The organism is Micromonospora sp. SD12, assembly GCF_052068495.1.
Lineage (GTDB): Bacteria > Actinomycetota > Actinomycetes > Mycobacteriales > Micromonosporaceae > Micromonospora > Micromonospora echinofusca.
In genome coordinates, this window is sequence record NZ_JBQHDF010000005.1 from 31,997 (window position 1) to 55,568 (window position 23,572).

General features: G+C 72.7%; 30 protein-coding genes, 2 pseudogenes and 1 riboswitch. Of the genes and pseudogenes, 29 read left to right on the top strand and 3 right to left on the bottom strand.

Translation table 11 applies throughout. From position 1 onward, the window contains the following. The 20 genes and pseudogenes from ACTMS2_RS12385 (at position 1) to ACTMS2_RS12480 (ending at position 13,128) form a co-directional block, all read left to right on the top strand. Positions 1-186, top strand: a complete 186-nt coding sequence (locus tag ACTMS2_RS12385; protein WP_007465272.1) for a type Z 30S ribosomal protein S14 — start codon at positions 1-3, stop codon at positions 184-186. 117 nt (positions 187-303) lie between these two features. Then, on the top strand, positions 304-711 hold the full coding sequence (gene rpsH, locus ACTMS2_RS12390) for a 30S ribosomal protein S8 (RefSeq protein ID WP_013288624.1): 408 nt from the start codon (positions 304-306) through the stop codon (positions 709-711). 16 nt (positions 712-727) lie between these two features. Continuing rightward, the gene (rplF, locus tag ACTMS2_RS12395; protein ID WP_101412799.1) at positions 728-1,270 is read left to right on the top strand and encodes a 50S ribosomal protein L6; all 543 of its coding nucleotides are present in this window, start codon (positions 728-730) and stop codon (positions 1,268-1,270) included. Further along, a complete protein-coding gene (gene rplR, locus ACTMS2_RS12400) occupies positions 1,267-1,656 on the top strand; it encodes a 50S ribosomal protein L18 (RefSeq protein WP_088998360.1) in 390 nt (129 codons plus the stop codon). The genes rplF and rplR overlap by 4 nt, the downstream gene beginning before the upstream one ends. A 33-nt stretch (positions 1,657-1,689) precedes the next feature. Beyond that, on the top strand, positions 1,690-2,304 hold the full coding sequence (gene rpsE / locus ACTMS2_RS12405; protein ID WP_007073019.1) for a 30S ribosomal protein S5: 615 nt from the start codon (positions 1,690-1,692) through the stop codon (positions 2,302-2,304). Then, complete coding sequence (gene rpmD, locus ACTMS2_RS12410) at positions 2,304-2,486, top strand: 50S ribosomal protein L30 (protein WP_012015110.1); 183 nt, start codon at positions 2,304-2,306, stop codon at positions 2,484-2,486. Before rpsE ends, rpmD begins: the two co-directional genes overlap by 1 nt. Beyond that, complete coding sequence (gene rplO / locus ACTMS2_RS12415; RefSeq protein ID WP_101412798.1) at positions 2,486-2,929, top strand: 50S ribosomal protein L15; 444 nt, start codon at positions 2,486-2,488, stop codon at positions 2,927-2,929. The genes rpmD and rplO overlap by 1 nt, the downstream gene beginning before the upstream one ends. A 234-nt stretch (positions 2,930-3,163) precedes the next feature. After that, positions 3,164-4,492: a preprotein translocase subunit SecY gene (gene secY, locus ACTMS2_RS12420; protein ID WP_441175505.1), complete on the top strand. Its 1,329-nt coding sequence runs from the start codon at positions 3,164-3,166 to the stop codon at positions 4,490-4,492. Beyond that, positions 4,493-5,146, top strand: coding sequence for an adenylate kinase (locus tag ACTMS2_RS12425; protein WP_441175506.1), 654 nt, complete (start codon positions 4,493-4,495; stop codon positions 5,144-5,146). A gap of 93 nt (positions 5,147-5,239) precedes the next feature. Then, positions 5,240-6,091 (top strand): type I methionyl aminopeptidase, encoded by an 852-nt coding sequence (gene map / locus ACTMS2_RS12430; RefSeq protein WP_101412797.1) that lies wholly within the window; start codon positions 5,240-5,242, stop codon positions 6,089-6,091. Between the two features lie 114 nt (positions 6,092-6,205). After that, a pseudogene (locus ACTMS2_RS12435) lies at positions 6,206-6,775 on the top strand (DUF1707 SHOCT-like domain-containing protein); the annotation flags it as partial. 439 nt (positions 6,776-7,214) lie between these two features. Then, the gene (gene infA, locus ACTMS2_RS12440; RefSeq protein WP_007073013.1) at positions 7,215-7,436 is read left to right on the top strand and encodes a translation initiation factor IF-1; all 222 of its coding nucleotides are present in this window, start codon (positions 7,215-7,217) and stop codon (positions 7,434-7,436) included. 93 nt (positions 7,437-7,529) lie between these two features. After that, positions 7,530-7,643 (top strand): 50S ribosomal protein L36, encoded by a 114-nt coding sequence (rpmJ, locus tag ACTMS2_RS12445; protein ID WP_012184307.1) that lies wholly within the window; start codon positions 7,530-7,532, stop codon positions 7,641-7,643. 263 nt (positions 7,644-7,906) lie between these two features. Then, a complete protein-coding gene (gene rpsM, locus ACTMS2_RS12450) occupies positions 7,907-8,287 on the top strand; it encodes a 30S ribosomal protein S13 (protein WP_088998365.1) in 381 nt (126 codons plus the stop codon). 17 nt (positions 8,288-8,304) lie between these two features. Beyond that, positions 8,305-8,712: a 30S ribosomal protein S11 gene (gene rpsK / locus ACTMS2_RS12455; protein WP_014440747.1), complete on the top strand. Its 408-nt coding sequence runs from the start codon at positions 8,305-8,307 to the stop codon at positions 8,710-8,712. 13 nt (positions 8,713-8,725) lie between these two features. Continuing rightward, a complete protein-coding gene (rpsD, locus tag ACTMS2_RS12460; protein ID WP_088998366.1) occupies positions 8,726-9,352 on the top strand; it encodes a 30S ribosomal protein S4 in 627 nt (208 codons plus the stop codon). Between the two features lie 98 nt (positions 9,353-9,450). Further along, a complete protein-coding gene (locus tag ACTMS2_RS12465) occupies positions 9,451-10,473 on the top strand; it encodes a DNA-directed RNA polymerase subunit alpha (protein ID WP_013735931.1) in 1,023 nt (340 codons plus the stop codon). Positions 10,474-10,507: 34 nt separating this feature from the next. After that, on the top strand, positions 10,508-11,068 hold the full coding sequence (rplQ, locus tag ACTMS2_RS12470; RefSeq protein ID WP_441175507.1) for a 50S ribosomal protein L17: 561 nt from the start codon (positions 10,508-10,510) through the stop codon (positions 11,066-11,068). Positions 11,069-11,138: 70 nt separating this feature from the next. Continuing rightward, positions 11,139-11,969, top strand: a complete 831-nt coding sequence (gene truA / locus ACTMS2_RS12475; protein WP_441175508.1) for a tRNA pseudouridine(38-40) synthase TruA — start codon at positions 11,139-11,141, stop codon at positions 11,967-11,969. 106 nt (positions 11,970-12,075) lie between these two features. Continuing rightward, the gene (locus tag ACTMS2_RS12480; protein WP_441175509.1) at positions 12,076-13,128 is read left to right on the top strand and encodes a P1 family peptidase; all 1,053 of its coding nucleotides are present in this window, start codon (positions 12,076-12,078) and stop codon (positions 13,126-13,128) included. Positions 13,129-13,228: 100 nt separating this feature from the next. On the opposite strand, the gene ACTMS2_RS12485 is transcribed toward ACTMS2_RS12480, so the two are convergent. Beyond that, on the bottom strand, positions 13,229-14,317 hold the full coding sequence (locus ACTMS2_RS12485) for a hypothetical protein (protein WP_441175510.1): 1,089 nt from the start codon (positions 14,315-14,317) through the stop codon (positions 13,229-13,231). A 160-nt stretch (positions 14,318-14,477) separates the two neighbouring features. Between ACTMS2_RS12485 and ACTMS2_RS12490 the strand changes: the two genes are divergently transcribed. The 3 genes from ACTMS2_RS12490 to ACTMS2_RS12500 all read left to right on the top strand — a co-directional run bounded on the left by ACTMS2_RS12490 (position 14,478) and on the right by ACTMS2_RS12500 (position 17,906). Continuing rightward, positions 14,478-15,083, top strand: a complete 606-nt coding sequence (locus ACTMS2_RS12490; RefSeq protein ID WP_441175511.1) for a class I SAM-dependent methyltransferase — start codon at positions 14,478-14,480, stop codon at positions 15,081-15,083. A gap of 41 nt (positions 15,084-15,124) precedes the next feature. Next, positions 15,125-16,804: an ABC-F family ATP-binding cassette domain-containing protein gene (locus ACTMS2_RS12495; protein WP_441175512.1), complete on the top strand. Its 1,680-nt coding sequence runs from the start codon at positions 15,125-15,127 to the stop codon at positions 16,802-16,804. Between the two features lie 139 nt (positions 16,805-16,943). Then, positions 16,944-17,906, top strand: coding sequence for an aldo/keto reductase (locus ACTMS2_RS12500; RefSeq protein ID WP_441175513.1), 963 nt, complete (start codon positions 16,944-16,946; stop codon positions 17,904-17,906). A 273-nt stretch (positions 17,907-18,179) separates the two neighbouring features. Here the strand turns inward: ACTMS2_RS12500 and ACTMS2_RS12505 are convergent, their stop codons facing one another. Together ACTMS2_RS12505 and ACTMS2_RS12510 are read right to left on the bottom strand one after the other, a co-directional pair. After that, entirely contained in the window at positions 18,180-18,551 is a 372-nt protein-coding gene (locus ACTMS2_RS12505; protein ID WP_441175514.1) for an endonuclease domain-containing protein, read from the bottom strand. Next, positions 18,460-18,792: a hypothetical protein gene (locus tag ACTMS2_RS12510; RefSeq protein ID WP_441175796.1), complete on the bottom strand. Its 333-nt coding sequence runs from the start codon at positions 18,790-18,792 to the stop codon at positions 18,460-18,462. The genes ACTMS2_RS12505 and ACTMS2_RS12510 overlap by 92 nt, the downstream gene beginning before the upstream one ends. Positions 18,793-18,914: 122 nt before the next feature. Continuing rightward, a riboswitch (TPP riboswitch) is annotated at positions 18,915-19,023 on the top strand. Between ACTMS2_RS12510 and thiE the strand changes: the two genes are divergently transcribed. The 6 genes and pseudogenes from thiE (at position 19,018) to thiD (ending at position 23,565) form a co-directional block, all read left to right on the top strand. Further along, the gene (gene thiE, locus ACTMS2_RS12515) at positions 19,018-19,644 is read left to right on the top strand and encodes a thiamine phosphate synthase (protein WP_441175515.1); all 627 of its coding nucleotides are present in this window, start codon (positions 19,018-19,020) and stop codon (positions 19,642-19,644) included. Its footprint overlaps the riboswitch before it by 6 nt. Further along, a complete protein-coding gene (thiO, locus tag ACTMS2_RS12520; protein WP_441175516.1) occupies positions 19,638-20,873 on the top strand; it encodes a glycine oxidase ThiO in 1,236 nt (411 codons plus the stop codon). Before thiE ends, thiO begins: the two co-directional genes overlap by 7 nt. After that, positions 20,864-21,064: a sulfur carrier protein ThiS gene (thiS, locus tag ACTMS2_RS12525; RefSeq protein WP_441175517.1), complete on the top strand. Its 201-nt coding sequence runs from the start codon at positions 20,864-20,866 to the stop codon at positions 21,062-21,064. The genes thiO and thiS overlap by 10 nt, the downstream gene beginning before the upstream one ends. Positions 21,065-21,068: 4 nt before the next feature. Next, on the top strand, positions 21,069-21,839 hold the full coding sequence (locus tag ACTMS2_RS12530) for a thiazole synthase (protein ID WP_088998377.1): 771 nt from the start codon (positions 21,069-21,071) through the stop codon (positions 21,837-21,839). A gap of 71 nt (positions 21,840-21,910) precedes the next feature. Beyond that, positions 21,911-22,504: pseudogene (locus ACTMS2_RS12535) on the top strand (thiamine phosphate synthase); the annotation flags it as partial. Positions 22,505-22,776: 272 nt separating this feature from the next. Then, a complete protein-coding gene (gene thiD / locus ACTMS2_RS12540; RefSeq protein ID WP_441175518.1) occupies positions 22,777-23,565 on the top strand; it encodes a bifunctional hydroxymethylpyrimidine kinase/phosphomethylpyrimidine kinase in 789 nt (262 codons plus the stop codon). The last annotated feature ends 7 nt before the right edge of the window (positions 23,566-23,572 follow it).

A 23,572-nucleotide genomic window follows, 5' to 3' on the forward strand; every position in this document is an offset into this window, starting at 1 on the left:
ATGGCCAAGAAGGCGCTGATCATCAAGGCGGCCGCGAAGCCGAAGTTCTCGGTTCGCGCGTACACCCGCTGCCAGCGGTGCGGGCGCCCCAAGGCGGTCTACCGCAAGTTCGGTCTCTGCCGGGTCTGCATCCGGGAGATGGCCCACCGCGGTGAGCTGCCGGGCGTGTCCAAGGCTTCCTGGTAAGGGCGACCGCGTCCCGGCCTTCGGGCCGGGACCCCTTGCACCGATCACGTATTGCTCTTCGCCGTAGGCCCGGGCGCATCGCCTCGGGAACCCCGGCGAGAAAGGCTGACGAAATCCATGACGATGACCGACCCGATCGCAGACATGCTCACGCGTCTGCGTAACGCCAACCAGGCGTACCACGACCGGGTGACGATGCCCTACTCGAAGATCAAGGCGAACATCGCCGAGGTCCTCAAGGCCGAGGGCTACATCGCCACCTGGTCGGTCGAGGAGCCCGAGGAGGGCGCCGTCGGCAAGCGACTGGTCGTCGAGCTGAAGTACGGCCAGAACCGGGAGCGGAGCCTGGCCGGCATCAAGCGCGTGTCCAAGCCCGGTCTGCGGGTTTACGCCAAGTCGGACGGGCTCCCGCGGGTGCTCGGCGGGCTGGGCGTGGCGATCATTTCGACGTCCCAGGGGCTGCTCACCGACCGGCAGGCCCGCAAGCGGAGCGTTGGCGGGGAAGTCCTCGCCTTCGTCTGGTAACGGGAGACAGGTAGAAATGTCGCGTATTGGACGTAAGTCGATCCCGGTGCCAGCCGGCGTCGACATCACGATCGACGGGCAGACCGTCAAGGTCAAGGGCCCGAAGGGCGAGCTCTCGCACACCCTGGCCGAGCCGATCACGATCGACCGGGCCGAGGACGGGCAGCTGAACGTCAACCGCCCGAACGACGAGCGCAAGGCCAAGGAACTGCACGGCCTCAGCCGTACCCTGGTCGCCAACATGATCGTCGGCGTCACCGAGGGCTACCGCAAGAGCCTGGAGATCGCCGGCACCGGTTACCGCGTGACCGCCAAGGGCAAGGACCTGGAGTTCGCGCTCGGGTTCTCGCACCCGGTGCACGTGCCGGCGCCGGACGGCATCACCTTCACGGTGGAGAAGCCGACGCTGTTCCACGTGGCCGGCATCGACAAGCAGCTCGTCGGTGAGGTTGCCGCCAACATCCGGAAGATCCGCCCGCCGGAGCCCTACAAGGGCAAGGGCGTGAAGTACCAGGGCGAGGTCATCCGCCGCAAGGCTGGAAAGGCAGGTAAGAAGTGAGCGCCACGCTGCTCAAGCGCCGCCGCGGCGTCGCCGCCAAGCGTGCCGTCGGGCGTGCGCGCCGGCACTTCCGGGTCCGCAAGAACGTCAGCGGCACCGCCGAGCGTCCCCGCCTCGTGGTCACCCGCTCCCTGCGGCACATCGTCGCCCAGATCGTGGACGACACCAAGGGGCACACCCTGGCGTCGGCCTCGACCCTGGACGCCTCGCTGCGCGGCACGGAGGGCGACAAGAGCGCCCTGGCCGGCAAGGTCGGCGCGCTGCTCGCCGAGCGCGCCAAGGCCGCCGGCGTCTCCAAGGTCGTCTTCGACCGCGGTGGCAACCGGTACGCGGGGCGGGTCGCCGCGCTTGCCGACGCCGCCCGCGAAGCCGGGCTCGAGTTCTAGAAACCCCGTCACGAGAGAGAAGGAAGGCTGCTGATGCCAGGTCAACAGCGCCGTGGCGGCGGGTCCGGTGGCAACGAGGGTGGTCGCCGCGACAACCGCCGTGAGGGCGGCCGCGGAAACGCGCCCGTCGAGAAGACCCCGCACCTCGAGCGGGTCGTCGCGATCAACCGCGTCGCCAAGGTCGTGAAGGGTGGTCGTCGCTTCAGCTTCACCGCCCTGGTGATCGTGGGCGACGGCGACGGCACCGTCGGTGTGGGCTACGGAAAGGCCAAGGAGGTGCCCGCGGCGATCGCCAAGGGCGTCGAGGAGGCCAAGAAGCACTTCTTCAAGGTGCCGCGCATCGCCTCCTCCATCCCGCACCCGGTGACGGGTGAGGCGGCGGCCGGCGTGGTGCTGCTCAAGCCGGCTTCCGCCGGTACGGGTGTCATCGCCGGTGGTCCGGTGCGCGCCGTGCTGGAGTGCGCGGGTATCCACGACGTGCTCTCCAAGAGCCTCGGTTCGTCGAACCCGATCAACATCGTGCACGCCACCGTGGCGGCGCTGAAGGGGCTCGAGTCCCCCGAGGCCGTCGCCGCCCGTCGTGGTCTGCCGGTCGAGGACGTCGCGCCGGCCGCCATGCTGGCGTCGCGGGCGGGGGTGGCTTCCTGATGGCTCGCCTGAAGGTCACCCAGGTCCGGTCCGAGATCGGGACCAAGCAGAACCAGCGTGACTCGCTGCGTTCGCTCGGTCTCAAGCGGATCAACGACGTGGTGGTCAAGGAGGACCGTCCGGAGATCCGCGGCATGATCTTCACGGTCAACCACCTCGTGAAGGTCGAGGAGGTCGAGTAATGACGATCAAGGTCCACCACCTGCGCCCGGCGCCCGGTGCCAAGACCGCGAAGACCCGCGTGGGTCGCGGTGAGGGCTCCAAGGGCAAGACCGCCGGTCGCGGTACCAAGGGCTCCAAGGCCCGCAAGAACATCTCGGCGGCGTTCGAGGGTGGGCAGATGCCCATCCACATGCGCCTGCCGAAGATGAAGGGCTTCAAGAACAAGTTCAAGGTGGTCTTCCAGGTGGTCAACCTGGACCGGCTCGCCGAACTGTTCCCGAACGGCGGCCAGGTCGGCCCCGTCGAGCTGGTCGAGGCCGGCGCGGTCCGCAAGGGCCACCCGGTCAAGGTCCTCGGCACCGGGGACCTGGGCGGGGTCGCTCTCCAGGTGTCGGCGCACGCGTTCAGCGCGTCGGCCAAGGAGAAGATCACCGCCGCCGGTGGCTCGGTCACCGAGCTGTAAGGGCTGTACGACCCGTGGCGCCCGCTCAGTTGTCGCAACTGGGCGGGCGCCATGGTCTGCCTGGCATGTGTGCGCCGGGTAACATCGGATTCGGTTTATGTAGCCGGGCACATCTGCCCGGACCGGGATCGGGCTGTTAGAGTCCCTTCCCAGCCATGGATATCGGGCACTCGCCCGGCACCCACCCGCCCCGCCAGGGATCACCGGCGGCCCGCCTCGCGCAGGAGGAAGAAGTTGCTGTCCGCCTTTCTCAGTGCGTTCCGTACGCCTGACCTGCGCAAGAAGCTGCTGTTCACAGTAGGCATCATCGCGGTCTACCGGCTCGGGGCGACGCTGCCCAGCCCGGGTGTCTCGTACGGCAACGTCCAGAAGTGCATCGACGCCATGGAGAACGGCTCCACCGGCGTGATGAACCTGCTCAACCTCTTCTCCGGCGGAGCGCTGCTGCAGCTCTCGGTCTTCGCGCTGGGCATCATGCCCTACATCACCGCGTCGATCATCCTGCAGCTGCTGACCGTGGTGATCCCCCGGCTGGAGCAGCTCCGCAAGGAGGGCCAGTCCGGCCAGGCGAAGATCACCCAGTACACCCGCTACCTGACCCTGGGTCTGGGTGTCCTCCAGGCGTCGGCGTTCGTGGCGCTGGCCCGCTCCGGGCAGCTCTTCAACAACCAGTGCGACCAGTTCCCGATCATCCCCGAGGGGACCGGGATCCCGGACTGGCTGACCCTCAGCCTCCTGGTCATGACGATGACCGCCGGCACCGGCGTGGTGATGTGGCTCGGCGAGCTGATCACCGACCGGGGCGTCGGCAACGGCATGTCCGTCCTGATCTTCACCTCGATCGCCGCCCGGCTTCCCAGCGAGGGCTGGCAGATCAAGCAGACGGGCGGCTGGGGCAAGTTCCTGCTCGTCATCGCGCTGGTCCTGGTGGTCATCACCGCGGTCACCTTCATCGAGCAGGCGCAGCGCCGCATCCCGGTGCAGTACGCCAAGCGCATGATCGGCCGGCGGATGTACGGCGGCACCTCGACCTACATCCCGCTGAAGGTCAACCAGGCGGGTGTCATCCCGGTCATCTTCGGCTCGTCGCTGCTCTACCTGCCCCAGCTGGCGCTGCAGTTCTTCGACCAGAACAACCCGGGCAAGACCCAGACGTGGATCCAGAACAACCTGGTCGACCCGACCAGCCCGATCTACATCGCGGTCTACTTCCTGCTGATCATCTTCTTCACCTACTTCTACGTCTCGATCACGTTCAACCCGACCGAGGTCGCGGACAACATGAAGAAGTACGGCGGCTTCGTGCCGGGCATCCGCCCCGGCAAGCCGACCGCCGACTACCTCGACTTCATCCTCAGCCGGATCACGCTGCCCGGCGCCCTCTACCTGGGCATCATCTCGATCCTGCCGAACTTCTTCTTCATATGGCTGGACAAGCAGCAGTACCTGAACTTCCCGTTCGGCGGCACCGCTGTGCTGATCATGGTCGGCGTCGGTCTGGAGACCACGAAGCAGATCGAGAGCCAACTCATGCAGCGGAACTACGAAGGGTTCCTGCGGTAGATGAGACTCGTTCTGGTTGGCCCGCCGGGTGCGGGCAAGGGCACGCAGGCCGAGTTCATCGCCGCGCACCTCTCGGTCCCGAAGATCTCGACCGGTGACATCTTCCGGTCGAACGTCTCGCAGGGCACGCCGCTCGGCGTCGAGGCGAAGCGCTACATGGACGCCGGTGAGCTGGTGCCCGACGAGGTCACCATCAACATGGTGCGGGACCGGCTCGCCGAGCCGGACGCCTCGGAGGGCTTCCTGCTCGACGGTTTCCCGCGGACCACGCCGCAGGCCGCCGCGCTGGACAAGCTCCTCGCCGACCTCGGCACCGCGCTGGACCTGGTGCTGGAGCTGGTCGTCGACGACGACGAGGTGATCCGGCGGCTCTCCGGCCGGCGTACCTGCCGGGGCTGCGGCAAGATCTGGCACGTCGAGTTCGACGCCACCACCCGTGAGGGCATCTGCGACCGGTGCGGCGCCGAGCTGTTCCAGCGCGACGACGACAAGCCGGAGACCATCGCCACCCGCCTGCGGGAGTACGCGGACAAGACCGCGCCGTTGGTCGACTACTACGGCGCCCAGGGCAAGCTGGTGGGCATCGACGCCACCGGCCCGGTGGAGGACGTCACGGTCCGCGCCATCGACGCCCTGCGGTCGTACGGCGGCTGACGTCCCGCCGGTCCCCGGCGGATAGAGTGCGAAGAGCGGGGTACGTGCGACGTGCCCCGCTCTTCGGCATCGGCAACGAAAGGTAACGGCTCCATGCGTCGTCCCCAGCTGGACATCCAGCTGAAGACCCCTGACCAGATCGAGAAGATGCGCGCCGCCGGGCTGGTGGTCGCCGAGGCGCTGCGTCGGATGCGGGAGGCGGTCGCCCCCGGGGTCAGCACCGCCGACCTGGACGCCATCGCCGAGTCGACCATCCGCGAGGCGGGTGCCGTCCCCTCGTTCAAGGGCTACCACGGCTTCCCCGCCTCGATCTGTTCGTCCGTCAACGAGCAGGTCGTGCACGCGATCCCGTCGGCGCAGCAGGTGCTCCGCGACGGCGACCTGATCTCCATCGACTGCGGTGCCGTGCTCGACGGCTGGCACGGCGACGCCGCCATCACCGCCGGCGTGGGCGAGGTCGATCCGGCGCTGCTGAAGATGGCGTCGGTGGCCGAGGACGCCATGTGGGCGGGCATCGCGGCGGCGGCCCGCGGCGCGGCCAGCGGCAAGGGCCGGCTCACCGACATCTCGCACGCCGTGGAGGACGCGGTCCGCAAGGGCGGGCGGTACGGCATCGTCGACGGCTACGGCGGGCACGGCATCGGCACCGAGATGCATCAGGACCCGCACGTGCTCAACCACGGGCGGCCTGGCAAGGGGCCCCGCCTGGTGCCGGGCATGGCGCTGGCCATCGAGCCGATGATCACGATGGGCTCGCCCCGGACGGTCGAACTCTCCGACGGCTGGACCGTGATCACCCGGGACCGGTCGATGGCGGTGCACGTCGAGCACACGATGGCGCTGCTTCCGGACGGCGTCTGGGTGCTGACCGCACCGGACGGCGGACGCGCCCGGCTGGGCGAGCTGGTCACCTCCCGCCAGCCGGCCGACTCGCCCGCGCGCTGAGCCCCCGACCCGCCGTCCGGGCCGGCACCCGAGCTGTCCGGGCCGGCACCCGGGCCGTCCGGAGCGGTCGGCGCGGCAGGCCCCGGGTGGAGGGGCGGTGGCATGCTTGCGGGCATGGAGGGACGCGACGGGATGCGGGCCGCCGACGCCGACCGCCAGGCCGTGGCGGAGCGGCTGCGGGTGGCCGTCGACGAGGGCCGGCTGGACCTGCACGAGTACGACGAGCGGTTGCAGCGGGCGTACGCCTCGCGTACGTACGGCGAGTTGGACGCGCTGGTGACCGACCTGCCGGCGCCGGCGGCCCCGGCGGCGTCGGAGCTCGCCACGAGGCCGGACGCCGTCCCCGCGCCGTCGGACGCCGTCCCCGCGCGGCCGGAAGGTGCCCGGTCGTCGTCGGTGACGGCCCGGTGGTTGGCCGAGGTCTGGCTGCCGTACCTACGGGTGATCGCGATCGTGGTGACGGTCTGGGCGGTGACGTCCGCGCTCGCCACGGATCTGCTCTACTTCTGGCCCGCCTGGGTGGCCGGGCCGTGGGGAGGGGTGCTCGTGGTGCGCACGGTCGCCGGGCTCGTCGGCGGGGAGCCGCAGCGGCAGGCCGAACAGCGGGATCGTCGGCGCGAGCGCCGGCGGGCGAAGCGGGCGCGCAAGCGGGAGCTGGCTGCCGCCGAGGGGAGCACCCGCGACCCGGAGCGGACCCTGCCGGCCGCCGAGGAGGAGCGCCGGGCCTCGGGCGGGGAACTGTCGGCCGCCGCCGAGGACGACCGCCGGGGTGCGGACCGGGAACTGCCGGCCGCCGCCGAGGAGCGCCAAGGGCCGGTGTCGGCCGCCTAGCGCCTGTTTCAGGAACCGTGACTGGATGCGCCGGACCTCGACGGCGGCCGGCGCCGAGGGGTGAATGGCCTGTTCTGTCCGATCCGACGCACCGATTCCTGGCCGGTTTGGCGACGGCCCGCAGGCGGGCGTACACTTTCTGATCGGCGCACAGCGTCCACTCCGGCATGCCCACCCTGCGCTTCGGTGGGAGTCGGAGCCGCGGCTGGCGCGGGCCATTCGATCTTGATCGGTGGTCCGTGTAAGACGTTGTGGGCCGTCCGGAGTAACCGACGTCAGGACAGCGGAGTACATGCCGAAAAAAGACGGAGCCATCGAGATCGAGGGTCGGGTCATCGAGCCCCTGCCGAACGCCATGTTCCGGGTGGAGCTCGCGAACGGCCACAAGGTGCTGGCTCACATCAGCGGCAAGATGCGGCAGCACTACATCCGTATCCTGCCGGAGGACCGGGTCGTCGTCGAACTCTCGCCGTACGACCTGACCCGCGGGCGCATCGTCTACCGCTACAAGTAAGCCTGACGACGGCCGGGACGTCCCCGTGTCCGTCTTCGACGTCCGGTGTCGCGCCTCGGCGCGTCGTCGGGCCAGATGGGAAGTAAGGCAACCGTGAAGGTCAAGCCGAGCGTCAAGAGGATCTGCAACAAGTGCCGGGTCATCCGCCGGCACGGCCGGGTCATGGTGATCTGCACCGACCCGCGCCACAAGCAGCGCCAGGGCTGAACCAGTTCCGGCCGACCGTGTGACAAGGGTCGGTCGACACCAGTCCAGGCCGCAGATCCAGACAACGAATCACATGCTCGTTCCAGCCGCGAGCGGTGCGCAGCGCGTACCTCTTCGTGGTTGACCCCCGGTCGGAGGCCGGGGCCCGCTCGGGCAGCGACCGTCCCCGGTCGCCGGCGCACGACGCCGGTGGCGGAACGGTCGGTAGCGGGGTGGGACGGGTCCACACCTCCGCCAGAACATCACGAGGAGTACGCCCGCACATGGCACGTCTAGTCGGCGTCGACCTCCCCCGCGAGAAGCGGATGGAGATCGCGCTCACCTACATCTTCGGCGTGGGTCGCACCCGGGCCCTGGAGACGCTCTCTGCCACCGGCATCTCGCCGGACAAGCGCGTCCGGGACCTCACGGACGAGGAGCTGGTCCAGCTCCGCAACCACATCGAGGGCAACTACAAGGTTGAAGGCGACCTGCGCCGCGAGGTCGCCGCTGACATCCGCCGCAAGGTCGAGATCGGCTGCTACGCCGGCATCCGGCACCGCCGGGGCCTGCCCGTGCGTGGCCAGCGGACCAAGACCAACGCCCGGACCCGGAAGGGCCCGAAGCGGACCGTCGCCGGCAAGAAGAAGCCCGGCAAGAAGTAATAGGAGCGCACAGACTTATGCCACCGAAGGCTCGTGCCGGAGCCGCCGTCAAGAAGGTCCGGCGCAAGGAACGCAAGAACGTCGCCCACGGGCAGGCGCACATCAAGAGCACCTTCAACAACACCATCGTGTCCATCACGGACCCGACCGGTGCGGTCATCTCCTGGGCCTCGTCCGGCCAGGTGGGCTTCAAGGGCTCCCGCAAGTCGACTCCGTTCGCCGCGCAGCTGGCCGCCGAGGCCGCCGCTCGTCGGGCCATGGAGCACGGCATGCGCAAGGTCGACGTGTTCGTCAAGGGCCCCGGCTCCGGCCGGGAGACCGCCATCCGTTCGCTGCAGGCCGCCGGGCTCGAGGTCGGACAGATCTCCGACGTCACCCCGCAGCCGCACAACGGGTGCCGTCCGCCCAAGCGTCGTCGGGTCTGAGAGGTAGAGAGAGATGGCTCGTTACACCGGTGCTGACTGCCGCCGTTGCCGGCGGGAGAAGATGAAGCTGTTCCTCAAGGGCAGCAAGTGCGATGGCCCGAAGTGCCCGTTCGAGTCCCGGCCGTTCCCGCCCGGGCAGCACGGCCGTGGCCGCACGAAGGAGACGGAGTACCTGCTCCAGCTCCGTGAGAAGCAGAAGGCCCGCCGCGTGTACGGCGTGCTGGAGAAGCAGTTCCGCGGCTACTACGAAGAGGCCGTGGGCAAGAAGGCCAAGACCGGTGAGGTTCTCCTCCAGATCCTCGAGTCGCGGCTGGACAACGTGGTCTACCGGGCCGGCTACGCCAAGTCCCGCGACATGGCCCGCCAGCTGGTCAAGCACGGCCACTTCACCGTGAACGGCAAGAAGGTCGACATCCCGTCGTACCGCGTCAAGGAGCACGACATCATCGAGGTCCGGGGCAAGAGCAAGGAGCTCACCCCGTTCATCGTGGCGCAGGCCGAGGCCGGCTCGAAGTCGGTTCCGGCGTGGCTGGAGGCTATCCCCAGCCAGATGAAGGTGCTCGTGCACTCGCTCCCGGCCCGCCAGGTCATCGACACGCAGGTCCAGGAGCAGTTGATCGTCGAGCTCTACTCCAAGTAGTCGGAGCTCGTTGCGGTGGCCCGCCCTTCCGGGGCGGGCCACCGGAACAGTTTGTCGTGGGCGTCATATGGCGGGCGCCCCGGAAGAGAAGAGAAGACATGCTCATCAGCCAGCGACCGACTCTCTCCGAGGAGTCGATCAACGAGACCCGGTCCCGGTTCACCATCGAGCCGCTGGAGCCGGGCTTCGGCTACACCCTGGGCAACTCGCTGCGGCGCACGCTGCTGTCGTCGATCCCGGGTGCGGCGGTCACCTCGATCAAGATCGACGGCGTGCTGCACGAGTTCACCACGATCCCCGGTGTCAAGGAGGACGTGGTCGAGCTCGTCATGAACATCAAGGAGCTCTGCGTCAGCTCCGAGCACGACGAGCCGGTCAGCATGTACCTGCGCAAGCAGGGCCCGGGCGACGTGACGGCGGGCGACATCCAGCCGCCGGCCGGCGTCTCGGTGCACAACCCGGACCTGAAGCTCGCCACCCTCAACGGCAAGGGCCGGCTCGACATGGAGCTGACCGTCGAGCGGGGTCGCGGCTACGTCACGGCTGCCCAGAACAAGCAGGCCGGCGCCGAGATCGGCCGGATCCCGGTCGACTCGATCTACTCGCCGGTGCTGAAGGTGACGTACCGCGTCGAGGCGACCCGTGTCGAGCAGCGGACCGACTTCGACCGGCTGATCATCGACGTCGAGACCAAGCCGTCGATGGGCCCGCGTACCGCGCTGGCCTCCGCCGGCTCGACGCTGGTGGAGCTGTTCGGCCTGGCCCGGGAGCTGGACGAGACCGCCGAGGGCATCGACATCGGGCCGTCCCCGCAGGACGCCCAGCTCGCGGCCGATCTGGCGCTGCCGATCGAGGAGCTGGACCTGACCGTCCGCTCCTACAACTGCCTCAAGCGCGAGGGCATCAACTCCGTTGGTGAGCTCATCGGGCGTACCGAGGCCGACCTCCTCGACATCCGCAACTTCGGTCAGAAGTCGATCGACGAGGTCAAGATGAAGCTCGCCGGGATGGGTCTGGGGCTGAAGGACTCGGCCCCGAACTTCGACCCGGCGCACGTCGTGGACGCCTTTGGCGAGGCCGACTACGACACCGACGACTATCGCGAGACCGAGCAGCTCTAGTCCGCGCTGCCGCCACACCTGAGGAGCACCAAGCATGCCCACGCCCACCAAGGGCCCCCGCCTCGGCGGCAGCCCCGCGCACGAGCGGCTGATGCTGGCCAACCTGGCCACCGCGCTGTTCCAGCACGGCAAGATCCAGACCACCGAGACGAAGGCCCGGCGGCTGCGTCCGCTGGCCGAGCAGCTCATCACCAAGGCCAAGCGCGGCGACCTGGCGTCCCGCCGGCGGGTGCTGGGCGTCGTCAAGGACAAGGACGTGGTCTACGCCCTGTTCGACCAGATCGCTCCCCGGTTCGCCAACCGCAACGGTGGCTACACCCGGATCGTGAAGACCGGTCCGCGCAAGGGTGACGCCGCCCCGATGGCGATCATCGAGCTGGTCGAGGAGCTTCAGGTCGCCGAGCCGAAGGCGAACAAGAAGACCGCCGCCCGCAAGGCCGCGCAGCAGGACAAGGTCGAGGCGCTCGCCCCGGCCGAGGACGCCCCGAAGTCGAACTCGGGCGACCAGGACGCCGAGCCGCCCGTGTCGGCGTCCGGCGACACCGCCGCCGCCCGCGAGGACAGCGACGAGGCCGGCGAGAACGACAAGGCCTGATCCAGGCCACCGTCGGGCCCGGCACCCCCACGTGGGGTGCCGGGCCCGACCCCGTGAGGCGGAGGTACGAGTGGACGAGCGCACCCGGCTGCGGCTGGACGTCGCGTACGACGGGTCGGGCTTCTCCGGCTGGGCCGCCCAGCCGACGCGGCGTACGGTCGCCGGGGTGCTCGTGGAGACCCTCGACCTGGTGCTCGGCGTGGGCACGGCGACCGGGCTGACCGTGGCGGGCCGCACCGACGCCGGGGTGCACGCCACGGGGCAGGTCTGTCACGTCGACCTGCCGAGCGCCGTGTGGCGTGAGCAGGACGGGCGGCTGCTGCGCCGACTGGCCCGACTGCTCCCCACCGACGTGCGGGTACGCGCGATGACCGAGGTGCCGGCGGACTTCGACGCCCGGTTCTCGGCCACCTTCCGCCGCTACGAGTACCGGGTCACCGACGCCCCCTGGGGCGCCGAGCCGCTGCGCCGGCACGAGGTGCTGGCCTGGCCGAAGCCGCTGGACCTGACCGCGTTGAACGCCGCCGCCGCCGGGCTGGTGGGGGAGCACGACTTCGCCGCGTACTGCCGGCGCAAGGAGCACGCCACCACGCTGCGGGAGGTGACCCGGCTGGACTGGCGGCGGGACCCCGACGGCATCCTCGTGGCCACCGTGCAGGCCGACGCGTTCTGCCAGGCGATGGTGCGCAGCCTCGTCGGCGCCATGCTGGTCGCCGGGGACGGGCGCCGGCCGGTCGAGTGGCCGGGCAGCCTCCTGGCCCGCCGGGAACGCTCCAGCGAGGTGACCGTGGCGCCGGCGCACGGGCTGACGCTGGTCGCCGTCGGCTACCCCGAGGACCCGGCCGAGTACGCCCGCCGCGCCGAGGCGACCCGCCGGCTGCGCGTACCCGTGGAAGGCTGACCGCCCGGGGCTCGCCTCCCGGCCGCCGGGTCGTCGGGGCCGGGCCCGGCCGCACGGCCCGCGCGCCGGCCCGGCAGTGCATCGTCGACCTGAAGGAGTGGAAGCCGTGCAGGAACCCCGCCGTTGCCGGGAACTCGGCGTCGTCGTCGGAGCGATGCCGACGGGACCGCTGAACGCCGTGACCGACGTGCCCGGGGTCCGGGTGGGGCACACCACGCTGGTCGAGGGCGACAGCATCCGCAGCGGGGTGACGGCGATCGTCCCGGACCAGCTGACCGGCCGCCGGTCGCTGCCGGCGGGACTGTTCGTGGGCAACGGGCACGGCAAGATGGTCGGCGCGACCCAGGTGGCCGAGCTGGGCGAGATCGAGACCCCCGTGGTGCTGACGGCGACGCTGTCGACGTTCCGGGCCGCGGACGCGCTGCTCACCTACATGCTCGCGCAGCCGGGCCGGGAGACGGCCGGGTCGCTGAACCCGGTGGTGGCGGAGACCAACGACGGGTACCTGTCCGACATCCGGGCGCGGCCGGTGCGGGCGGAGCACGTCCTCGCCGCGCTGTCGGAGGCCCGCGGCGGGCTGCCCGCGGAGGGCGCCGTCGGCGCCGGTACGGGCACGGCCGCGCTCGGCTTCAAGGCGGGCATCGGCACGTCCTCGCGGCTCGCCGCGACCTCCCGCGGCACGGTCACCGTGGGTGTGCTGGTGCAGGCCAACTTCTCCGGCGTGCTACAGGTGGCCGGGGTGCCGGTCCGGCCGGAGCAGGTGGGGGTGCCGACCCTGGCGCGCCCCGGCCGGCCCGAGCACCCGGGCAACTCCTGCGTCATCGTGGTCGCCACGGACGGCCGCCTCGACGCGCGCCAGCTGGGTCGCGTCGCCCGCCGGGCCATCTTCGCCATGGCGCGCGTCGGCTCGGACTTCGCCGGCGGCAGTGGCGACTACGCCCTGGCGTTCTCCACCGCCGACACGCAGGCCCCGACGGCGCCGGAGTCCGACCTGGAACCGGTCTTCGCGGCGGTGCTGGAGGCCGTCGAGGAGGCGTTGCTGAACTCGCTGTTCATGGCGCGTACCACCGTCGGCGTCGAGGGGCGGGTCAAGTACGCCGTGCCGCACGACCGGATGCTCGACCTGCTCCGGGCGCACCGGGTCGAACTGCGGGCGTGACCGGGCTCGACGCGGGGGCGCGCGGCGACGGGAACCGGCGGCCGTACGCGCGAACGGGTGCGCGGCCGTGGGCCACGCACCCGTTCCCGTCGCGATCCGGTCAGTCTTCCCCGTCCTGGGTGCCGGTGTCGCCCGCGCCCCCGTCGGTCGGCTGGCCGGCCGTGCCGCCGGCGGCACGGCGCTCCAGCACGCCCCGGTTGAGGTGCAGCTCGATCATGTCGAAGAGGATCTCCCGGGCCTTCGTGTCGCCGGACCTGATCGTCTCGCCGTCGCTGCGGGCCACCACCGCGTACGCGAGGTAGTGGCCGCGCACCTGCCAGCCGACGCGGGCCGGCGCGGTGGCGATCGCCGCGCCGTCCTCGTTGGCCGCCATGCCCCGGAACCGGCCCTCCCGCTCGTCGAGCAGCAGGCGGATGCGGTCGCGGGCGCGTTCGGCGTTGGCCCGGTCGGTCAGGTTGAACAGCCCGGTGGTGACGAGGTGGTCGCCGTCGGACGTCCGCAGCGTGGCCCGGACCACCTGGGTGCAGCCGAGGCGGACCAGCAGGTCGGCGACCTCACCGGTGGCCGCCACCGCGCAGCTGGCGCTGGACTGCGTCTTCAACACCCGGTAGGCGGGCTCGCCGTCGGCGACGACGAGCTGCCTGCCGGGGAAGAGCTCCTTGGCGGTCAGCGGCGCCTGGTCGGTGTCCCGGGAGTCCAGGGCCTGCGGCTCGACCCCGGCGGACTCGGCCACCTCCGGCTGGGCCGTGGGCGTGGCCTGCGGGTTCTTGTCGCGCTCGGCCAGCAGGGCGGCGGCGCCGAGGCCGCAGAGCGCGAGCAGCGCGAGGACGGCCGCGCCGCCGACCACGACCTGCCACAGCCGACCGCCGCCGCCGCGCTGCCGACCTGCCGACGCGGGCGGCTCGGCAGGCCCGGCCGGTGCGAGCGGCGAGGCCGGCGGGGGCGGCTCGACCGGCGCCTGCGCCTGCACGTGGGCGGTCAGCGGCGGCGACACCTGCGCGGCGGCACGGACCGGCTCCTGCGCGGAGGGCAGCACGAGCCGGTTGGCGCGGGGCAGCGACGGCGTCGGGAAGCGGGAGGGGGAGGGCCCGGCCGGGGGAGGCGGACCGGCACCGAGCACCGACCGGTCGGACCCGGGCTCCGGGTACTCCATGAATGCGTCCTCATCGGACTCGTACCGATACACCATGCCGCCCAGAGTAGGAGGCATTGTCCCTTTAGGTGTGAATAATGGGAAATTGCGTACGGGGTCGTTTTGCGCCGTGCCGCCGTGGCCGCGCCTCCCCGGCGTGGACCCGGGCCGCCGGGCCCGCGCCGCCGGGCCGGGCGACGGTGCGAGAATTGCCGGCGTGACCGGCGAACACTACTTCACCGCTGAACCCACGACCGCCGCCAATCCGCGCGAGGTCGAGTTCTCCGTCGCCGGCCGCGACTACACCCTGGCCTCCTCCGCCGGCGTCTTCTCCGCCGCCCGCCTCGACCCCGGCACGGCGGTGCTGCTGCGCAAGGCCGAACTGCCGTCCGCCGAAACCACCGGCGCCCTGCTCGACCTCGGCTGCGGCTTCGGCCCGATCACCTGCGTGCTCGCCAGCTCCGCGCCGTCGGCGACCGTGTGGGCCGTCGACGTCAACGAACGGGCCCGCGAACTCACCGCGGCCAACGCGGCGCGGGTCGGCGCGGCCGACCGGGTGCGCGTCGCCACCCCGGACGACGTACCGGCCGACCTGACCTTGGCCGAGATCTGGTCCAACCCGCCGATCCACGTCGGCAAGGACGAACTGCACGGGATCCTGCTGCGCTGGCTGCCCCGGCTCGCCCCGGACGGCGTCGCCTGGCTGGTGGTGGCCCGCTACCTCGGCGGTGACTCGTTGCAGCGCTGGCTGGTCGAGCAGGGCTGGCAGGTGGGGCGGCACGCCAGCCAGAAGGGCTACCGGGTGCTGCGGGTCACCCGGTAAATGATTGGGCCGCCGGGCCCCTGCTCGGGCAGGATGCCGACGTGGGATACGTGGACGTGGCAGCGGTCGGGCACATCCTTCCCGACGGCCGGGAACTCTTCTCCGACGTGTCGTTCCGCGTCGGGGAGGGCGCCAAGGTGGCCCTGGTCGGGCCCAACGGCGCCGGCAAGACGACGCTGCTGCGGATGGTCGCCGGCGACCTGCCGGTGAAGACCGGCGCCATCGCGCGGGCCGGCGGGCTGGGCGTGATGCGCCAGTTCATCGGGATGATCGGTGACGACTCCACGCTGGCCGACCTGGCGCTGTCGCTGGCCCCGCCGGCGCTGCGCGACGCCGGCCGCCGCCTGGTCGAGACCGAGGCTGCCATGCGCGCGGCCGAGGTCCGCGGCAAGTACAGCACCGCCGCAGGCAAGGCCCAACTGGCGTACGCGGACGCGCTCGCGGCCTGGGGCGAGGCCGGCGGGTACGACGCCGAGGTGCTCTTCGACACGGTCGCCACCATCGTGCTCGGCCTGCCCTGGGACAGCGCCCGGGAACGGGGGGTCCGGACGCTCTCCGGCGGCCAGCAGAAGCGCTTCGCCCTCGAACTGCTGCTGCGCGGCCCTGACGAGGTGCTGCTCCTCGACGAGCCGGACAACTTCCTCGACGTGCCGGGCAAGCGCTGGCTGGAGGCACGGCTGCGCGAGTCCGGCAAGTCGGTGCTCTACGTCTCGCACGACCGGGAACTGCTCGCCCAGACCGCCGACCGGGTGGTCGCCGTGGAGGGCGGCAGCGCCTGGGTGCACCCGGGCGGCTTCGCCAGCTGGCACTCCGCGCGGGTGGCCCGGCACGCCCGCCTCGACGAGCTGCGCAAGCGGTGGGACGAGGAACACCAGAAGCTGCGCGAGCTGATGCTGATGTACAAGCAGAAGGCCGCGTACAACGACGGGATGGCGTCGCGCTACCAGGCCGCGCAGACCCGGCTGCGCAAGTTCGAGGAGGCCGGGCCGCCGCCCGTACCGCCGAAGGACCAGGACATCCGGATGCGGCTGACCGGCGGGCGGACCGGCAAGCGCGCGGTCATCTGCGAGCAGCTCGAGCTCGACGGCCTGACCTTCCCGTTCGACCTGGAGATCTGGTACGGCGACCGGGTCGCGGTGCTCGGCGCCAACGGCACGGGCAAGTCGCACTTCCTGCGGCTGCTGGCCCGCGGCGGCAGCGACCCCGACCCCGCCAACGGCCCCGTCGACGGCGCCGCCGCGCTCGCCCCGGTGGCCCACGACGGGGTGGCCCGGCTCGGCGCGCGGGTACGCCCGGGTCACTTCTCGCAGACCCACGACCGGCCGGAGCTGACGGCGAAGACCCTCGTCGAGATCCTCTGGCGCGGCGACGAGCACCGGGCCGGCATGGACCGGCACGCCGCGATGGCGGCGCTGAGCCGCTACGAGCTGGCCGGGCAGGGCGACCAGCGCTTCGGCACCCTCTCGGGCGGGCAGCAGGCCCGCTTCCTGGTGCTGCTGCTGGAACTGTCCGGCGCGACGCTGCTGCTGCTCGACGAGCCCACCGACAATCTCGACCTGGCCTCGGCGGAGGCGCTGGAGGCCGGGCTGACCGCGTTCGAGGGGACCGTGGTGGCGGTGACCCACGACCGCTGGTTCACCCGCACCTTCGACCGGTTCGTGCTGTTCCGGGGCGACAACGAGGTGGTGGAGACCCCGGAGCCGGTCTGGGACGTGGCCTGACCCCCGCCGACCGCCTCTTCGCGGTCGGCGGGGTCGTCGCCCGCCCCGTCGCCGTCGCCCTTGCCGTCGCCGTCGTGCGCGGCTGACCAGGGCGGGCCGGTTTCCAGCTCCTCGGCGTGCGGCTCGTGGCCGGCATAGGGTGGATCTCGTGACAGAGATGACCTACCGCCGGTTGGGCGACTCCGGGCTCGTGGTGTCCGTGGTCGGCGTCGGCTGCAACAACTTCGGCCGCAAGCTCGACCTCGACGGCACCCGGGCGGTGGTCGACGCCGCGCTCGACGCCGGGATCAACTTCTTCGACAGCGCCGACATCTACGGCGAACCGCAGGGCGGCTCGGAGGAACAGCTGGGCCAGGCGCTCAAGGGCCGGCGCGACGACGTGGTGGTGGCCACCAAGTTCGGCATGGACATGGAGGGCATGAACGGCCCCGACTTCGGCGCCCGGGGCGCGCGCCGCTACATCGCCCGGGCGGTGGAGGCGTCGCTGCGCCGGCTCGGCACCGACCACATCGACCTGTACCAGATGCACGAGCCCGACCCCGGCACCCCGATCGACGAGACGCTCGCCGCGCTCGACGACCTCGTGCGGGCCGGCAAGGTCCGCTACCTGGGCAACTCCAACTTCGCCGGCTGGCAGATCGCCGACGCCGACTGGGTGGCCTCGTCGAACGGCCGGTCCCGGTTCATCAGCGCGCAGAACCACTACAGCCTGCTGGAACGCGGCGTCGAGGCCGAGGTGGTACCGGCGTGCGAGCGGTTCGGCCTCGGGCTGCTGCCGTTCTTCCCGCTGGCCAACGGGCTGCTCACCGGCAAGTACAGGCGCAACGAGGCCCCGCCGGCCGGCAGCCGCCTCGCCGGTGGCGGCCGGTACGCGCAGCGTCTCGCCGCCGCCGACTGGGACACCATCGAGGCGATCGAGGCGTACGCCGCCGAGCGGGGGCTCTCGATGCTCCAGGTGGCCATCGGCGGGCTCGCCGCCCAGCCGGCGGTGACCTCGGTGATCGCCGGCGCCACCACGCCGGAGCAGGTACGCGCCAACGCGGAGGCGGGCACCTGGCAGCCCACCGACGAGGACCTCGACGCCCTGCGCGCGATCTTCTGACGGGACGCGCCGGCCCTGCCTCGTCCGGGAGCGGTGCGCCACCAGTCACCCGCAGACCCGCCCGCCCGCCGATGATGCTGATGCTGGCGCCAGGGGCGGGGGCGCAGCCGCTACCGCGTGCCTGTCAGTGGAACGTCATGGGTGTCAAGGAGTGGCGGAGGCACCCATGGTGTTCCACCGGGCCGGGCGACCGACCACCCCGGCCTACCGGCCGAGCACCGGTCCGGCTGGCTGGCCGATCGGCCGGCCGCCCCGTGGCGTGGCGTCGGTGGGTCAGGCGGAGGTGTGGCGCTCGCGGAGGGCCTGGCTCACCAGGGCGGCGGTGCGGGCCCGGTGTCGGAGCACGTCGTCGGCGGTGAAGCGGAGGACGATCCAGCCGGCCGCGCGCAGCGCGTCCAGCCGGGCGACGTCCTGACGGAAGTGGGCGCGCTCCCGGTGGTGGTCACCGTCGTACTCGACCGCGACGCGCAGGGTCGGCCACGCCAGGTCGACCCGGTGGTGACGGGCAGGCCGCCGAAGCGCGTACGGTCGGAATCCGGCACCACGGATCGGGTCACCCGGAGACGCGGGTGGAGGCGCATCCGTGCGGCGCGCGGCAGCAGGACGGTGACCGGCGCGTCCCGGGCCAGCAGGTCGACGCCCCACAGGTACGCGGCGCTGCGGCCGGCGATCGCCCGCCGATCGGCAGCGCCAGTGCGACCGCGTCGCACCACATGCGGTGGTCGTCGGCGCGGTAGCCGTCGCGGTGCACGTGAACGTCGGGGAGGAACCGCCGCCAGGACGGCCCGCGCAGCATCGTCCAGGTCAGAAGGCCGTCGGCGATCGCGGTGCTGGCCCGGAACGGCAGGACGGCCAGGCGGGGCGGTACCCGGGCGGCGGAGGGCATCCGGACAGCATCGCGTGACGGGACGGTCATGCGCCGCCCCGTCCCTCGGGTTCGGGCGGTCGGTGTGAAATCCGCAGCTCGACCTTGGCGGATCCGGCGATCCGTCGTACGGTGACACCCGCAAGTGACCCACGGGAGCCCGGTACACCGGGCTGAGAGGGGGGCTGTGAGCCCCCGACCGTCGAACCTGATCCGGGTAATGCCGGCGCAGGGAGGAGTGTTGCCGTGCCGTCCCTCGGACGACTGCATCTCATCACCGACACCCGCCCCGGGCGGGATCCGCTCGCCGTGCTGCGGGCCGCCCTTCCGGTGGCCCGCGCGGAACTGGTCGTGCAGGTCCGGGTGACCGACGACGCCACCGACCGGGAGGCGTACGACCTGGCCCGCCGGGTCGTCGCGCTCTGCGCCCGGTACGACGCCACCTGCCTGGTGAACGACCGGCTGCACGTGGCGCTGGCGGTGGGCGCCGCCGGTGGGCACGTCGGCGCGGACGACCTGCCGGTCGGGGCGGCCCGCCGGGTGCTCGGCGCGACGGCGGTGCTCGGCGCCACCGCCCGCGAGCCGGGTACGGCGGCCGAGGCGGTCGCCGCCGGAGCCAGCTACCTGGGCGTTGGCCCCTGCAACGCCACCAGCACCAAGGATGGGCTGCCGGCACCGATCGGCCCGGCCGGGGTACGCGCCGTCGCCGCCGCCGTGGACGTGCCGGTCGTCGCGATCGGCGGGGTGACCGCCGCCGACGTGCCCGCGCTGCTGACGGCCGGGGCGTACGGGGTGGCGGTGGTGGGGGCGCTCTCCGGGGCTGCCGATCCGGCCCGGGCGACGGCGGAACTGCTGGGAGCCCTGGGGTGCTGAACCGGCCGGACGTCGCCGTGCTGGGGGCGGGACCGGTCGGGCTGGCGATCGCCTGGCGCTGCGCGCAGCGCGGACTGCGGGTCGTCGTGCACGATCCCGCCCCGGGCTCCGGCGCGTCCCACGTCGCCGCCGGGATGCTCGCCCCGGTCGCGGAGGCGTACTTCGGCGAGCACGAGCTGACCGGGCTGCTGACCGCCTCCGCCGCCCGTTGGCCGGCGTTCGCCGCCGAGCTGACGGCCGCCACCGGCGTGGACGTCGGCTACCGCAGCGAGGGCACGCTGATGGTCGGGCTGACCGCCGACGACCTGGCCGAGGCGCGCCGGCTGTGGGCGTACCAGCAGGGGATCGGGCTGCCGGTGACGCCGCTGCGCCCGTCGGCGCTGCGGGACCGCGAGCCGGCGCTGGCCCCCCGGGTGCGCGGCGGGGCGTTCGCCGCCACCGACCACCAGGTCGACCCGCGCCGGCTGGTGCCGGCGCTGCGCGTGGCCGCCGAGCGGGCCGGCGCCGCGCTGGTGCCCGCCGCCGTGCGTGCCCTGTCCGACGTGGACGCCCGGGTCACGGTCGTCGCGGCCGGCTGCGGCGCGGCGGCCCTGACGGGACTGCCGGTGCGACCGGTGAAGGGCCAGATGGTCCGGCTTCGCGCGCCCGGTGGCGGCGCGCCGGGCTTCCGGCACGTCATCCGGGGGTACGCCGACGGCGAGCACGTCTATCTCGTCCCCCGCGTCGACGGGGAGGTGGTGGTGGGCGCGACCGTCGAGGAGCGCTCCGACACCGACGTCTCCGCCGGGGCGGTGCTGCGCCTGCTCCGCGCCGCTGTCGACCTGCTGCCCGAGCTGGCCGAGTACGACCTGGTGGAGACCCTCGCCGGCCTGCGCCCCGGCACCCCCGACAACGCCCCGATCCTCGGCCCGCTGCCCGGCCGGCCCGGCGTGCTCGCCGCGACCGGGCATCACCGGCACGGCATCGTGCTCACGCCGGTCACCGCCGACCTGATCGCCGACCTGGTCGTCACGGGCGTGGTGGACCCGCTGCTCGCCCCCTTCACCCCGGCCCGGTTCGCGCCGTCCGCTGCTGTCGCGGGGGGTGCCGCCGCACCGTCCGCACCCGTCGGGGCGGGTGCCGCCGCTGCGCCGTCCGCCGCCGGACCAACGGGATCCGCCGGGCCGGACGTCGCGGCGGCCGGGCGGGCCGGTCCCTTCGTACCCGAGGAGGAGCACACGTGGAACTGACGGTGAACGGTGCCGGGCGCAACCTGCCCGGCGGCTCGACGGTGGCGGACCTCGTCCGCGCGGTCACCGACCAGCAGCGCGGCCTCGCCGTCGCGGTCAACGGCGAGGTGGTGCCGCGTACGGGCTGGCCGGCGACCGTGCTGCGCGACGGCGACCGCGTCGAGGTGCTCAGCGCCGCGCAGGGCGGGTGACGGGGTGAGCTTCGACCTGGGTGGCGTGAGCTTCACGTCCCGGCTGATCCTCGGCACCGGCGGCGCGGCCAACCTGCGGGTGCTGGAGGACGCGATCCGCGCCTCCGGCACCGAACTGGTCACCCTGGCGCTGCGCCGGGTCGACACCGCCCCCGGCACCGCCGGCGGACTGCTGGACCTGCTGGACCGCTGCGGCGTGCGGCTGCTGCCGAACACCGCCGGCTGCTACACGGCGGGCGAGGCCGTCAAGGTGGCGCACCTGGCCCGGGAGGCGTTCGGCACGGACTGGGTGAAGCTGGAGGTGATCGGCGACGAACGCACGCTGCTGCCCGACGGGGTGGAGTTGCTGCGCGCCGCCGAGGAGCTCGTCGACGACGGGTTCGTGGTGCTGCCGTACACGTCGGACGATCCGATCCTGGCGCGCCGGCTGGCCGACGTCGGCTGTGCCGCGGTGATGCCGGCGGGCGCGCCGATCGGCTCCGGCCTGGGCGTGTCGAACCCGCACCACATCCGGCTGATCCGGCAGGGCGTCGACGTGCCGGTGATCCTGGACGCCGGCATCGGCACCGCCTCCGACGCCGCGCTCGCCATGGAGTTGGGCTGCGACGCCGTACTGCTCGCCAGCGCGGTCACCCGCGCCGCCGACCCGGTGGCGATGGCCACCGCGATGCGGTACGCGGTCGAGGCGGGCCGGCTCGCGTACGGGGCGGGCCGGATCGCCCGGCGCTTCCACGCGCTCGCCTCCACCCCCGACGAGGGACGGCCGGACCTGTGACCGCCGGCCCCGGTCCCGCTATTGCGGATCTTGGTACGGAGGGGCCCCTGGAGGGGCCGTCTCCTACCAAGATCTCGGGCGGGCCGGCCGGCGTCCTGCTGCTGACCGACCGGTGGCAGGCGCGGCGGCCGCTGGCCGAGGTCGTGGCGGGGGCGGTGGCCGGGGGAGTGCGGTGGGTGGTGCTGCGGGAGAAGGACCTGCCCCGGGCCGAGCGCGCCGCCCTCGCCGTCGACCTGCGCGCGATCCTCGCCGAGGCGGGCGGCACGCTGATCGTCGCCGGCCCCGACCCGCTCGACGGGGACGCTGTGCACCTGCCGTCGGCGGGACCGTACCCGCCGCCGCGCCTCGGCCTGGTGGGCCGCTCCTGCCACGACCGGGCGGAGCTGGCGCGCCTGACCACGGAGGACTACGCGACCCTCTCGCCCGTCTACCCGACCAGCACCAAGCCCGGCTACGGCCCACCGCTGCGCCCGGACGGGCTCGGCGCGCTGATCGCGGTCAGCCCCGTGCCGGTCCTGGCGCTCGGCGGAGTACGGAGCCCGGAGCAGGTGGCCGCCTGCGTCGAGGCGGGTGCCGTGGGGGTGGCGGTGCTGGGTGCCGTCATGCGCGCCGACGACCCCGGGACTGCGGCAGCCACCCTCACGGCAGCCGCCGCCACGGCGAGCCGGAGCCGGCACGGCGGTCCAGATCCCGCCGGGGCGACGCGGACCTGGCACGGCAGCTCAGATCCTGCCGGGGCGACGTGCGGCCGGCACGACCGCACGGAGGTCTCCGGGACGGGGCTGCGGCCGACCGTGCCCACGGAGGGATCAAGCCTGACCGCCCGGAGTGGGCACGGTCGGCCGCAGCCCCCGAGCGCCGCGCCCGCGCAGCCGTCAACCGTCACCACCGCGCCGGCCCCGCGCGGGCTCCCGTACGCCACCACGGAAGAGGAACGATGACCCCGACGACCGTGCTCACCATCGCCGGCTCGGACTCCGGCGCCGGCGCCGGCATCCAGGCCGACCTGAAGGTCTTCGCGGCCCTCGGCGCGTACGGCACCAGCGTGCTCACCGCCGTCACCGCGCAGAACACGCGGGGCGTCGACGCCGTGCTGCCGCTGCCGCCGCGCACGGTCACCGAGCAGCTCGACAGCGTGCTCGCCGACTTCGCCGTCCGCGCCGTCAAGACGGGCATGCTCGGCACCCCGGCGGTCGCCGACGCGGTGGCCGACGCCGCGAAGGACGGGCGACTGCCGCACCTCGTCGTCGACCCGGTGCTCGTCGCCACCAGCGGGCACCGGCTGGGCGTGGTCGCCGCCGTCGAGCGGCTGCTGCCGTACGCCGAGGTGGCGACACCGAACTGCGCGGAGGCCGCGGCCATCACCGGACGCCCGGTGACCTCGGTCGAGGAGATGATCGCCGCCGCCGAGGCGCTCGCGGCCGGCGGCCCGGCGCACGTGGTGGTGACCGGCGGCGACGTGGACGCCGACGGTGAGGCGGTCGACGTGCTGCACGGCGGCGGCGTCACCACCCTGCTGCGCGGGCCCCGGGTCGACACCCGGCACAACCACGGCACCGGGTGCTCTTTCTCGGCGGCGATCGCCGTGCGGCTGGCCCTCGGCGACCCGGTGCCGACGGCGGTCGCCGCCGCCAAGGAGTACGTCTTCCGCGCGCTGACCGGCGCGCGGGACTGGGAGCTGGGCGCTGGACGCGGCCCGCTGGACCACTTCGGCTGGTCCGCTTGATCACCAG

What these genes read in the sequence shown, in the direction of transcription:
- ACTMS2_RS12385 (WP_007465272.1), top strand. Translation starts at nt 1, where the DNA reads ATGGCCAAGAAGGCGCTGATCATCAAGGCGGCCGCGAAGCCGAAGTTC.
- rpsH (WP_013288624.1), top strand. Translation starts at nt 304, where the DNA reads ATGACGATGACCGACCCGATCGCAGACATGCTCACGCGTCTGCGTAAC.
- rplF (WP_101412799.1), top strand. Translation starts at nt 728, where the DNA reads ATGTCGCGTATTGGACGTAAGTCGATCCCGGTGCCAGCCGGCGTCGAC.
- rpsE (WP_007073019.1), top strand. Translation starts at nt 1,690, where the DNA reads ATGCCAGGTCAACAGCGCCGTGGCGGCGGGTCCGGTGGCAACGAGGGT.
- rpmD (WP_012015110.1), top strand. Translation starts at nt 2,304, where the DNA reads ATGGCTCGCCTGAAGGTCACCCAGGTCCGGTCCGAGATCGGGACCAAG.
- rplO (WP_101412798.1), top strand. Translation starts at nt 2,486, where the DNA reads ATGACGATCAAGGTCCACCACCTGCGCCCGGCGCCCGGTGCCAAGACC.
- ACTMS2_RS12425 (WP_441175506.1), top strand. Translation starts at nt 4,493, where the DNA reads ATGAGACTCGTTCTGGTTGGCCCGCCGGGTGCGGGCAAGGGCACGCAG.
- map (WP_101412797.1), top strand. Translation starts at nt 5,240, where the DNA reads ATGCGTCGTCCCCAGCTGGACATCCAGCTGAAGACCCCTGACCAGATC.
- infA (WP_007073013.1), top strand. Translation starts at nt 7,215, where the DNA reads ATGCCGAAAAAAGACGGAGCCATCGAGATCGAGGGTCGGGTCATCGAG.
- rpsM (WP_088998365.1), top strand. Translation starts at nt 7,907, where the DNA reads ATGGCACGTCTAGTCGGCGTCGACCTCCCCCGCGAGAAGCGGATGGAG.
- rpsK (WP_014440747.1), top strand. Translation starts at nt 8,305, where the DNA reads ATGCCACCGAAGGCTCGTGCCGGAGCCGCCGTCAAGAAGGTCCGGCGC.
- rpsD (WP_088998366.1), top strand. Translation starts at nt 8,726, where the DNA reads ATGGCTCGTTACACCGGTGCTGACTGCCGCCGTTGCCGGCGGGAGAAG.
- ACTMS2_RS12465 (WP_013735931.1), top strand. Translation starts at nt 9,451, where the DNA reads ATGCTCATCAGCCAGCGACCGACTCTCTCCGAGGAGTCGATCAACGAG.
- rplQ (WP_441175507.1), top strand. Translation starts at nt 10,508, where the DNA reads ATGCCCACGCCCACCAAGGGCCCCCGCCTCGGCGGCAGCCCCGCGCAC.
- ACTMS2_RS12485 (WP_441175510.1), bottom strand. Translation starts at nt 14,317, where the DNA reads ATGGTGTATCGGTACGAGTCCGATGAGGACGCATTCATGGAGTACCCG.
- ACTMS2_RS12510 (WP_441175796.1), bottom strand. Translation starts at nt 18,792, where the DNA reads ATGCCCTCCGCCGCCCGGGTACCGCCCCGCCTGGCCGTCCTGCCGTTC.
- thiD (WP_441175518.1), top strand. Translation starts at nt 22,777, where the DNA reads ATGACCCCGACGACCGTGCTCACCATCGCCGGCTCGGACTCCGGCGCC.